Origin of the sequence: Arthrobacter sp. PAMC25284 (assembly GCF_019443425.1) — a bacterium.
GTDB classification, from domain to species: Bacteria; Actinomycetota; Actinomycetes; order Actinomycetales; family Micrococcaceae; genus Arthrobacter; species Arthrobacter oryzae_A.
Genome location: NZ_CP080382.1, coordinates 18,144 through 29,385, shown reverse-complemented (window position 1 = coordinate 29,385; position 11,242 = coordinate 18,144). Strand labels below are relative to the sequence as shown.

The window sequence follows — 11,242 nt, the reverse complement described above, 5'->3', positions numbered from 1 at the left end:
CTACGAACGCGATTCCGTCAGGAGACCGGTAATGAGCTCCATGTAATCACCTGCGAGCTGCGAAAATTCGGCGTGGGTCTTGACCCACTGGCGACTGTCGCCGTTCCGGATGAGACGGCCCCGGTCCGCGGCGAGGTCCCGCCACAGGGCCGCCAGGGCCTCCGGGTCGCTGGCCACGATGTCGCCGGCTTCGGCATCTTCCACAATCCGCGCCGCTTCGCCGCGCACGATCGCTGTCACGTGCCGCCCGATCGCCAGGACCTCGTAGGTTTTTGACGGAACGGTGGTTTCAAAGGACTTCCAGTCATCGCGCAGCGACACCAGGCAAGTATCGGCCGAAGCGTAGCGCTCCATCATCGCGTCGCCGGTCAGCGGCGCGTGGAAGGTCACGGGCGCCTTGAGCTGGCGCGCCAGTTTCTCCAGTGCGGGCCGCTGGGTGCCGTGGCCCACCAGGTGCAGGTGCATGGAGTCCCCCACCAGGGCGCTGGCACGGATGGCGACGTCCAGCCGCTGGCTCTCCCCGTGGTTTCCCAGGTACAGGGCTTCGAAATGGTCCCGCTCCGGTTCGGGCGCATCAAGCACCGGGATGGCGTCCAAGGCCACACCGTTGCTGACCGTGGCGACGTTGCGGACGCCGCGGGAGCGCAGGGTCGCAGCAAAACCCTCCGTCACGGTGACAACGAGGTTGGCCCGGTGCTGTACGAAGTCCACGACGTGTTCCGCGATGCTCTTGACGCTACCCTGGACTAGGCGTGCGTCCCGGGCCAGATCGGGCCAGGCATCGCGCATTTCCACAATGAGCGGTACGCGGCGGAGTTTCGCTAATACATACCCGGCCATGAGGGATGGCAGCCCGGGCGCGGTGACGATGACGACGTCGGGCTTGCGGACCATCATTCCGGCTGGCACTGAGAGCGCTGCTGAATAGCACTGATCCAGCAGGCGTGCGACACGGGAATTGCCGTGCCGCAGATACGGGACGTGGAGGATCTTTTCGGTGAACTGGCCGTTCCGCAAGTGGAATGGCCTGCCGGCCATCCAGCGCGGAAGTGCCCGGCGTCCGAACGGATAGTGCGCGACGGGCGTAATCACGTCGACGCCCCATCCTGCGTGCGAGAATTCCTTGATCATGGCGGTCCAGCGCCGCTGGGGAGGGCTTTGCTCAGGCCAGTAGGAGTGCGTAATGAGTGTTATTTGCAGCCCGCGACCGGCCGGCTGACCGGGTACGGGCTCAACGATTGTTTCATCCTGCATGGCTTTCAGGATTTGCCGGTCCGGGGTGTGCCGTTGGGTTTCTTGGAGCCCAGGAAGCGGAAGTAGGCTACCCCGAGCCCGATCAGGAACATTGCGGTGAAGACCTGGACCGCCAACGGACTGCCGGTGGCGACGGCCACTGCGGCCTGCACTTCGGCCTTTACCATCAGGGGGGGCCCTTGGCCGGGGTCGCAATGGCGGCAGGAGCCGTGGACTTCGCGGGCGTGGGCGTGGGGGACGGCGTTGGGGTCACTTCTGCGGCCGGTTCGACGGGCGGGGGTTCCACGACGGGCGGGGCCACGGGCGGGACCACAACGGCCGGGATTTCAGGAGCCGGAGCCGGCGGCGCCACAACAACCGGAGGCGCGGGGGCGATCACAGGCGGGGCAGTCTCTACCGGCGGCGCGGGCTCCGCGGGCGGGGCAGGCTCTGCGGGCGTCGTCGGAACGGGATCAGGGCTCGGGGCCGGTGCTGTCGTTGGTGCCGGTGCCGGAATTATCACCGGCGGCGTTGTTGTTGCCGGAGCGGGATCCACCACGGTTGTGAATGGCAGCCCAAGAATGGAACTGTCGGCGTGGGCGGCCGAGGCCGTACCCGCGACCGAGAGCGCCAGGAGGAGTCCTCCAAGCCCGGCACGGGCTGTCTTCAGTTTTTGGCTGCGCGACATCATCGACAGTCCTCCCCCAGGTGCGAGAAATAGATCAGAATTGTGCGGTCCAGGCCAGCACTCAGGTCTTTGTTGGCAGAGCCCAGCGCTCCACGTTCGCCCCAGTCTACTCGAAGCCGCCTCGACGCCAAGCCTTGGGCTGAACAAACTGGTTGTTGCCGGACCCTTTTTGGGCGTGCGGGCTATGACGCCGGAGTGCCGCGCAGACCGGGATAGGCTGGAATTATGCAGCTTCTCCGCCCCCGCCTGACCGCCCGCCTGCTGACGTGCGCCGCCATTGCCGCAGCCACCGCTACGGCCTTGAGCGCGTGTTCTCCTGTGGTGGATGTCACTCCGGCGCAGGACGCGGCGAACGCCGCCTGTGCACCCATGATGGTGGCGCTGCCCGACGCCATTGGGGACGCAAAACTTCGCAAGACCAATGCCCAGGCAACGGCGGCCTGGGGTGATCCGTCACTGGTGATCCTGCGTTGCGGCGTCAACGTACCGGGACCCACGACGGACCGCTGCGTGAGCGTCAATGATGTTGATTGGGTGATCAAGGAAGGTGACCCGGTCTGGACACTCACCACCTATGGCCGCGAACCAGCCACGGAGATCCTGATGGACCCGAACAAAATCAGCTCGGCCACGGTGCTGGCAGATCTTGCCCCGTCCGCCCGGAAGATCCCGCCGACACGGAATTGCGTGGGCCAGCAGGACCTCGCCGGCCTCCCGACCAGCAAGTAGCAGTCCGGCGGGCAGCCGCTCCTACCGCAGGCCTGTCTTGCGGTTCAGCGCCAGCGAAATGAGCTCATCAATCAGTTCCGCGTAGCCCAGGCCTGAGGCAGCCCACATCTGCGGGTACATGCTCTTGGGAGTAAAACCTGGCATGGTGTTGATTTCGTTGATGATCAGTTCGCCGTCGGGCGTGTAGAAGAAATCCACCCGGCTCAGGCCTTCGGCGCCAACGGCGTCGAACGCGATGGCCGCCAGATCACGGACCCGGATGATCGCTTCCTCGGGGATGTCCGCCGGGCAGCTCAGCGCTGCGGCGCCATCCTCCACGTATTTGGCGTTGAAGTCGTAGAATTCGTGTCCGCCGCCGGCAACCGAAATCTCCCCCGGCATGGATGTCCGCGGCGCATCGGTTCCGCGGCCTTCCAGCACGGCGCATTCAATCTCCCGTCCGACTATTCCGGCTTCAATGACCAGCTTGGGATCGTGCTCGCGTGCCGCCTCAATCGCGGCGTCAAGGTGCTCCATGGCGTCAACTTTGGAGATACCCATCGACGAACCGGCGCGGGACGGCTTAACGAACACCGGGAAGCCGAGCTGGTCCACCCGTTTGCGGACGAGCTCCGGGTCATTGCGCCACTGCCGGTCCGTCACGGCGATGTAGGGCCCCACGTGAAGGCCCGCCGATTCGAAGACCACTTTCATGAAGTGCTTGTCCATGCCGACGGCGGATGCCAGTACGCCGGCCCCTACGTAGCGCGTGTCGGAGAGTTCCAGCAGGCCCTGGATGGTCCCGTCCTCGCCGAAGGGCCCGTGCAGCAGCGGGAAGACGACGTCGACGGTACCGAGTTCCTTCGGGACCTCGTCCGTGGAGGCGACGATCAGTTGGTGTTCTCCGCCGATTTCGGCCAGCGTTACGGTCTGCGCAGAGGGCGCCACTTCGGGCAGCGACGACGCAGACAGCGACCACTGCGCCGTGTCGCCGGAGGCCAGCACCCATTGTCCGGTCTTGGCGATCCCGATGGGAATGACCTCGTATTTGTCCTGGTCGATCGCGCCGAGCACGCCGGCCGCCGTAACGCAGCTGACCGCGTGTTCGCTGGAGCGTCCGCCGAACAGCACAGCCACCCGTGGTTTGGACTGGCCGGACCGGCCTTTTTCGGTCGTATTTGTCGGCATGGTGTTTTCAGCCACTCTCAGTAATCGCCTTCAGATTTCAGATCCCGTGACAGCAGCAACGGACCCAGTTGGTCGACGGACAGTTTTCCGTCCAGCACGGCCACCACGGCCGCCGTAATAGGCATTTCGACGCCGAGTTTCCCGGCGAGTTCGTGGACAGCCTGGCTCGACTTGATGCCTTCGGCCGTCTGGTTCATTTCGGCGGTGACCTCATCGAGGGTCAGGCCCTTGCCCAGCAGCCGTCCCGCGGTGTGGTTCCGGGACAGCGGCGAGGAGCACGTCGCCACGAGATCGCCCAGCCCGGCCAGTCCGGCCATCGTCCGGGCGTCGCCGCCCAGTGCCAAACTCAGCCGTGAAGTTTCCGCGAGGCCCCGCGTGATGACCGAGGCCTTCGTGTTGTCCCCCATCTGCTTGCCTTCGCAGATCCCGACAGCCAAAGCAATGATGTTCTTGACGATCCCGCCAATTTCAACGCCCGTCACATCAGTGGTGGTGTACGGCCGGAAGTACGGTGCCGTGCAGCTGCGCGCGATCCAGGCCGCCGCTTCCTTATCCGGGCACGCCACCACGGATGCCGTGGGCTCTTCCCGGGCGATCTCCATGGCCAGGTTGGGTCCGGAGACCACAGCCACCTGGCTGGCAGGAATTCCCAGCTCTTCGCAGATCACTTCACTCATGCGGGAGTCGGTGTGCAGTTCGAGGCCCTTCATGAGGGACACCACAAATGCGCCGGGCCGAACGAGGTGCTTCCATTCGCGCAGCTGGAGCCGCAGGGTCTGCGCCGGAACGGCCAGGATGATGAGTTCGGCGTCGCCGAGCACCTCCGCGACGTCGGTCGATGCCCTGATGCTCTCCGGCAGGGCGATGTCCTTGAGGTACTGCCGGTTGCGGTGCAGCGTATTGATCTGTTCCACGACTTCCGGGCGCCGGCCCCACAACAGGATCTGGCGGTCGACGTCGGAGGCGGCGGCCGCGTCGGCGACGATCTTCGCAAACGTCGTCCCCCACGAGCCTGCGCCGAGGACGGCGACTGTGGCGGCCGATTCCCCCCGTTCAAGATTGACGGTCATTCCGTACTGTCCCCAATGATGTTGTCTGGACCGCTCTTGCGGGCGGTCTTGCCTTCGGATGCACCGCCGCGCTCACCGAAGCGGCCGTGTGTGGATTGGTTGTGCGCTGACGGGTCCCAACGCTGGGCCGGCGGCTCTTCGCCGCGCAATCCCGCGAGGAGGCCTGTGATGGCCTCCATGATCACGTTGGTCGCCTCGGTGAGCGTCGCCTTGTCTAAGGTCCGGCCGGCGAAGGCGCTAAGGTCCACGGGTTCCCCCACAACCAGACGGGATGTCTTCCGCGGGAAAATGTGGAAGCGCTTGGCATAGCGGGGAAAGACCTCATGGGCGCCCCAATGGGCCATGGGCACAAGTGGGATGCCGCTCTCCAGAGCCATCCTTGCAGCTCCGGTGTGTCCGCGCATCGGCCACAGGTCCGGATCGCGGGTTAGCGTTCCCTCCGGATAAATGATGATGGCGCCACCCTCATCCACGACTTCCTTGGCGAGTTGCAGGGAGCGGTTGGCCCCTGCCGACGAACGCTCCACCGGGATCTGCTTCGTATTGCGCAGGACAGCGCGGAGCACGGGAACCTTGAAGAGGCCCGCCTTGGCCAGGAAGTGTGGCATCCTCTTCTGGTTATAGAGCATGTGGGCTACCACCAGCGGATCGATCTCGGTGCAGTGGTTGGGCACGGCAATAAAGCCACCGGCCGGGAGCTTCTCGAGCCCCTCCCACTTCTTGTTCATCAGCAAATTCAAGACTGGCCGGACAATGGCGGCAACGATGACGAAAGTAGTGTGGCTCGTGGCCGATTCTTTCACTGGGCGCTGCTTACTTGGCTGTGGTGATGTCGAAGTCGGCACCGAGGCCGGCTAGCTTCTCGGTAAAACGCTCGTAGCCGCGGTTGATGATGTCGATTCCGGTCACACGCGAGGTTCCGGTAGCTGCCAGGGCGGCAATGAGGTGGCTGAAGCCGCCGCGCAGATCCGGCACATCGATGTCGGTACCCTTGAGCTGCGACGGCCCCGAAATCACGGCTGAATGCAGGAAGTTGCGCTGGCCGAAGCGGCACGGGACACTACCGAGGCATTCACGGTGGACCTGGATGTTGGCGCCCATCCTTATCAGCGCGTCGGTGAACCCGAAGCGGTTCTCGTAGACGGTCTCGTGCACAATCGACACCCCCTCGGCCTGGGTCAGGGCTACAATCAGCGGCTGCTGCCAGTCCGTCATAAAGCCCGGGTGCACATCCGTTTCGAGGACGAGTGGGTTGAGCTTGCCGCCATGGTGGTAGAAGCGGATGCCGTCGTCGCCAATGTCCATTCCCCCGCCAACCTTGCGGTAGGTGTTCAGGAACGTCATCATGTCGCGCTGCGTGGCGCCTTCGACAAAAATATCGCCACGGGTCACCAGTGCCGCCGACGCCCAGGAGGCGGATTCGTTACGGTCAGAGAGTGCGCGGTGGTTGTAGCCGCCCAGATCCCGGACGCCTTCAATTCTGATGGTCCGGTCCGTCTGGACGCTGATGATCGCGCCCATCTTCTGCAGCACGGCGATGAGATCCACGATCTCAGGCTCCGTGGCCGCGCCGGAAAGTTCGGTGATGCCTTCGGCCCGCGTGGCGCTGAGCAGAACCTGCTCCGTGGCGCCCACAGACGGGTACGGCAACGCGATTTTTGCGCCCTTGAGCCCGTGGGGGGCGGAGATGTGGATTCCGCCGGGTCGTTTTTCCACCACGGCGCCGAACTGGCGCAGGACGTTGAGGTGGTAATCAATGGGGCGGTCGCCGATCTTGCAGCCGCCAAGGTCCGGGATGAAGGCTTCGCCGATGGCGTGGATCAGCGGCCCGCAGAGCAGGATCGGGATGCGCGAATCGCCCGCGTGGGCATCGATCGCGGTGCTGGAGGCGGTCTTCGCACCCTTGGGATCGAGGGTCAGGTCTCCCGTGACCGGGTCTTTATCGACCGTGACGCCATGGAGCTGGAGCAGGCTTGTGACAACCTCAACGTCCTTGATTTCGGGAACGTTGCGCAACACTGACGGCTCGTTGCCCAGCAGCGCAGCCACCATCGCCTTCGGGACCAAATTTTTGGCCCCGCGAACGGTGACACGGCCGGTCAGCGGGACGCCTCCGCGGATTGTCAGAACACTACTCATATATCGGTTTCCTCACGACTACTAGCCCCCAAACCCTTACAAAGGCCCCTGCTAAGCATAGGAGCAAGCGTTACCGATCCGAAATAGCCCGGATCTGGCCCGGCCTGCCGCCCGGCCCCTGAGATGCTCCGTGAGCGCCGAAAAGGGAGGCTAGAATCTCGAAGTCCGCCCTTCTCGGGCGCAGAACCGTCCGATCCGTACGGCCGGTCAATATTGTCGGGGGCACCTTGGTCTTAGCAGGTCAAGCGTTCGATCACGGCTGCACCGGCGCCGCGGGTCGACTGACACGCCGCGGGTCGGGTCGACTGACAACGCGGTACCAGCGTGCCTCATGCCACAGGCTTTAAATGTCAGTGGCCCCTGGGAGACTTTATTTATGGACGGCAAGGGCGCTGCCACAGCGGTGGATCAAGGAAATTGGAGGGTCACGGAAGTGGCCCGATTCCTCGGTGCCGTCCGGCCAGCAGTTGACAGTGCCGGAATAATCGGCCAGCTAAGGGACCTTGAGGATCTCAAGTCCGCTGCGGCCGCACTGCAGGCTCGGATCGCGGTCGCCTTCGATGCCCTGCAGCGCCGCGAGCAGGCCGACGCCGGGCTCCCGGCGGACCGGCTTGGGACCGGGGCTGGGGCGCAGATCGCCTTGGCCCGGCGCGAATCCCCGGCCCGCGGCGGACGGCTTCTGGGCCTGGCCAAAGCCCTCATCACCGAGATGCCCCACACCTTCGCCGCGCTCGAGTCGGGGCAATTCAGCGAATGGCGGGCGACTCTGATCGTGAAGGAAACCGCGTGCCTTTCCGCAGCGGACCGGGCCCGCGGTGGATGAAGAGCTCGCCGCGGACGCCGGGACCTTCGACGGCGCCGGTGACCGGTCCATCACCGCCGCTGCACGCGCCGCCGCCTACCGCGCCGACCCGCGCTCCGTTACGCAGCGTGCCCGCCACGCCGCCGCCGACCGACACGTCAGCCTCCGCCCGGCCCCGGACACCATGACGTATTTGACCGCCCTGCTCCCGGTCGCCCAGGGCGTCGGTGTCCACACCGCACTGGCCCGGGCCGCCGATACCGTCCGCGCCGGAGGGGATTCCCGCACCGGCGGCCAGGCCATGGCCGATACCCTCGTGGAACGGATCACCGGCACCCCCGGCGGGTTTGCCGGGATCGAACTCCAGCTGATCATGACCGACCGGGCCCTCCTCCAGGCCGACGCCGAACCCGCCCGGATCCCCTGCTACGGCATCATCCCCGCCGAACGGGCACGGGAACTCCTTACCACCGCCGGGACCGGCAGCACCCCGGGACAAACCTCCGCCGGCCGCGACGAGGTACCCTCACCGGCCTTCCGCACCTGGCTGCGCCGTCTCTACACCGCACCAGCTACCGGCGACCTGGTGGCGATGGACTCCCGTGCCCGGCTCTTCCCGGGCGGGCTCCGCCGCTTCATCCGGACCCGCGACGATACCTGCCGCACGCCCTACTGCGACGCTCCCATCCGGCACCTGGACCACATCATCCCCTGGCACCAGAACGGCGGCACCACCGCTGGCAACGGCGCCGGCCTCTGCGAAGCCTGCAATCACACCAAAGAAATCCCTGGCTGGAGATCGCACCCAGTATCGGGACCGCGGCACAGCATCGAAGTCACCACCCCCACCGGCCGCACCTACCATTCCACCGCCCCGCCCCTCCCCGGCACGCCCCTGAACCACTCACCGCACAGCGGACCACCCCACAACGGAGCCGCAGCGGACGCCACGGCGCCGTCCGCCAACGACGCACAGTCACGCCACCACCGCCGCGCACTCAGGCATCGCGCCAAAGCCCTCAAGCGTGCCCGTGGCACAGCGGCAATGGCAGCCTGATTTCCAGGCCCCGGCCAGCATCGGTCCAGCCGGGCGACCCAGGCAGGCAAGACGAGCCATGCCCGGCAATCCCGACCAGTCCGGCAAGCCCGGCAATCCCGACCAGTCCGGCAAGCCCGGCAATCCCGGCCAGTCCGGCAAGCCCGGCCATCCCGGCCAGTCCGGCAAGCCTCCACCCGGGCCGCGCCAGTCGAGGCGCACCGTTAACGCGAAACGGCGCCGCCTCCGAAACTCGCTTTCGGAGGCGGCGCCGTCATCAAGACGACAGGTTTTCTTAGGACAGTTTGGCGGGCAGCGTCTTGGGCATAAACCCGGGGCGGGTGGCCTCAAACGCCGTGATATCTGTCTCATGCTGAAGGGTCAGACCAATGTCGTCCAGGCCCTCGAGCAAACGCCAGCGGGTGTAGTCGTCAATCTGGAACGGCGCCACGATGGTCCCGCACTGGACAGTCTTGGAGACCAGATCCACGGTGACCTCGATGCCGGGGTTATTCTCGAGCTCTTTCCAGACGAGTTCGATGTCGTCCTGGGCCAGTTCGGCGGCGAGCAGTCCCTGCTTGCCGGAGTTGCCGCGGAAAATATCCGCGAAGCGTGAGGACAGGACTGTTTTGAAGCCGTAGTCCTTCAGCGCCCAGACGGCGTGTTCACGGGAGGACCCGGTGCCGAAGTCAGGGCCGGCCACCAGCACTGAACCGGAGCTGAACGGCTCCGTGTTCAGGATGAAGGACGGGTCCTTCCGCCAGGCAGCGAAGAGTGCGTCCTCGAAGCCGGTGCGCGTGATCCGCTTGAGGTAGACGGCGGGGATGATCTGGTCGGTGTCGACGTTGCTCTGACGCAGCGGAACGCCGATTCCGGTGTGGGTGGTGAACTTTTCCATGGCGGATCCTTCGGTGCTGTCGCAGCTACGCTGCGTCGATACGGATGGCGGCGGACTCCGGAGCGGGCTCCAGGTCCGACGGCGAGCTCAGCGTGCCGCGCACCGCCGTGGCTGCCGCCACGACCGGTGAGACCAGGTGCGTGCGGCCACCCTTGCCCTGGCGTCCCTCAAAGTTCCGGTTCGAGGTGGAGGCGCAGCGCTCCCCCGGCTCCAGCTGGTCCGGGTTCATGCCCAGGCACATCGAGCAGCCGGCGAAGCGCCACTCGGCGCCAAAGTCCTTGAACACCTTGTCCAGGCCCTCGGCCTCGGCTTCGAGGCGGACGCGGGCAGAGCCGGGAACCACCAGCATGCGCACGTTGGGGTCCTTGGTCCGCCCGCGGATGATGTCCGCGGCTGCCCGGAGGTCTTCCATCCGGGAATTGGTGCAGGAACCCAGGAAGACCGTGTCCACCCGAATCTCCTTCATCGGGGTGCCGGCTTGAAGATCCATGTACTGCAGGGCGCGTTCAGCGGCGGCCTTGGCGTTCTCGTCGCCGAAGTCCTCGGGTGAGGGCACGTTGCCGGAGAGCGACACGCCCTGGCCGGGGTTGGTCCCCCACGTGACGAACGGTTCCAGGGTGTCGGCGTCGAGGTCCACCTCGACGTCGAACACGGCGCCTTCGTCGGTCTGCAGGGTGCTCCAGTGCTCGACGGCGGCATCCCAGTCGGCACCCTGGGGTGCGTGCGGGCGGCCAAACATAAAGTCGTACGTGGTCTGGTCCGGGGCCACCATACCGGCTCGAGCGCCGGCCTCGATGGACATGTTACAGATCGTCATCCGGGCATCCATGGACAGCGCCCGGATCGCGGAGCCGCGGTATTCGAGCACGTAGCCCTGCCCGCCGCCGGTGCCGATCTTGGCAATGACGGCCAGGATGATGTCCTTCGCCGAGACGCCCGGACGCAGGGTGCCTTCGACATTGATGGCCATCGTCTTGAACGGCTTGAGCGAAAGCGACTGGGTCGCCATCACGTGTTCGACTTCGGACGTGCCGATGCCCATTGCCAGCGCGCCGAACGCACCGTGGGTGGAGGTGTGCGAGTCGCCGCAGACGACGGTCATGCCCGGCTGGGTCAGGCCCAGCTGCGGCCCCACCACATGGACAATCCCCTGCTCGGCGTCGCCGAGCGAGTGCAGCCGGACGCCAAACTCCTTGCAGTTGTTGCGCAGGGTCTGGATCTGGGTCCGGCTGGTCAGATCGGCGATAGGCTTGTCGATATCCAGCGTGGGAGTGTTGTGGTCTTCCGTTGCGATGGTGAGGTCCGGGCGGCGCAGTTTGCGGCCGGCCAGGCGCAGTCCTTCAAAGGCCTGCGGGGACGTCACCTCGTGCACCAGGTGGAGGTCGATGAAGAGAAGGTCTGGCTGGGCGTTGACTCCTTCGCCGTCGCCCTTGCGCACCACGTGCGCGTCCCAAACTTTCTCGGCCAGTGTCTTTGCCAC

The 11,242-nt window shown here is 65.7% G+C and carries 10 protein-coding genes and 1 pseudogene; 2 read left to right on the top strand and 9 right to left on the bottom strand.

From position 1 onward, the window contains the following. The 3 genes from KY499_RS00160 to KY499_RS00150 are packed head-to-tail and all read right to left on the bottom strand — an operon-like array spanning window position 1 to window position 1,924. Window positions 1–1,254 (bottom strand): glycosyltransferase family 4 protein, encoded by a 1,254-nt coding sequence (locus KY499_RS00160; protein WP_219885985.1) that lies wholly within the window; start codon window positions 1,252–1,254, stop codon window positions 1–3. Window positions 1,255–1,259: 5 nt separating this feature from the next. Beyond that, window positions 1,260–1,421, bottom strand: coding sequence for a hypothetical protein (locus tag KY499_RS00155; protein WP_219885984.1), 162 nt, complete (start codon window positions 1,419–1,421; stop codon window positions 1,260–1,262). After that, entirely contained in the window at window positions 1,421–1,924 is a 504-nt protein-coding gene (locus KY499_RS00150) for a hypothetical protein (protein ID WP_219885983.1), read from the bottom strand. Before KY499_RS00150 ends, KY499_RS00155 begins: the two co-directional genes overlap by 1 nt. 222 nt (window positions 1,925–2,146) lie before the next feature. Between KY499_RS00150 and KY499_RS00145 the strand changes: the two genes are divergently transcribed. Continuing rightward, window positions 2,147–2,650: a DUF3515 family protein gene (locus KY499_RS00145; RefSeq protein WP_123255614.1), complete on the top strand. Its 504-nt coding sequence runs from the start codon at window positions 2,147–2,149 to the stop codon at window positions 2,648–2,650. 21 nt (window positions 2,651–2,671) lie between these two features. On the opposite strand, the gene KY499_RS00140 is transcribed toward KY499_RS00145, so the two are convergent. From KY499_RS00140 to murA, 4 genes are read right to left on the bottom strand one after another with little or no spacing between them, the layout of a single operon-like run. Further along, window positions 2,672–3,817: a D-alanine--D-alanine ligase family protein gene (locus KY499_RS00140; RefSeq protein WP_123255631.1), complete on the bottom strand. Its 1,146-nt coding sequence runs from the start codon at window positions 3,815–3,817 to the stop codon at window positions 2,672–2,674. Window positions 3,818–3,834: 17 nt separating this feature from the next. Beyond that, window positions 3,835–4,887: an NAD(P)H-dependent glycerol-3-phosphate dehydrogenase gene (locus KY499_RS00135; RefSeq protein ID WP_123255615.1), complete on the bottom strand. Its 1,053-nt coding sequence runs from the start codon at window positions 4,885–4,887 to the stop codon at window positions 3,835–3,837. Next, a complete protein-coding gene (locus KY499_RS00130; RefSeq protein WP_219885982.1) occupies window positions 4,884–5,690 on the bottom strand; it encodes a 1-acyl-sn-glycerol-3-phosphate acyltransferase in 807 nt (268 codons plus the stop codon). The genes KY499_RS00135 and KY499_RS00130 overlap by 4 nt, the downstream gene beginning before the upstream one ends. Before the next feature lie 10 nt (window positions 5,691–5,700). After that, on the bottom strand, window positions 5,701–7,026 hold the full coding sequence (murA, locus tag KY499_RS00125; protein ID WP_123255617.1) for a UDP-N-acetylglucosamine 1-carboxyvinyltransferase: 1,326 nt from the start codon (window positions 7,024–7,026) through the stop codon (window positions 5,701–5,703). A 376-nt stretch (window positions 7,027–7,402) separates the two neighbouring features. Here murA and KY499_RS00120 point away from each other — a divergent pair. Continuing rightward, window positions 7,403–8,885: pseudogene (locus KY499_RS00120) on the top strand (DUF222 domain-containing protein). Window positions 8,886–9,159: 274 nt separating this feature from the next. Here the strand turns inward: KY499_RS00120 and leuD are convergent. Together leuD and leuC are read right to left on the bottom strand one after the other, a co-directional pair. After that, the gene (gene leuD / locus KY499_RS00115; RefSeq protein ID WP_123255619.1) at window positions 9,160–9,762 is read right to left on the bottom strand and encodes a 3-isopropylmalate dehydratase small subunit; all 603 of its coding nucleotides are present in this window, start codon (window positions 9,760–9,762) and stop codon (window positions 9,160–9,162) included. Window positions 9,763–9,787: 25 nt separating this feature from the next. Further along, window positions 9,788–11,242, bottom strand: a complete 1,455-nt coding sequence (gene leuC / locus KY499_RS00110; protein ID WP_123255620.1) for a 3-isopropylmalate dehydratase large subunit — start codon at window positions 11,240–11,242, stop codon at window positions 9,788–9,790.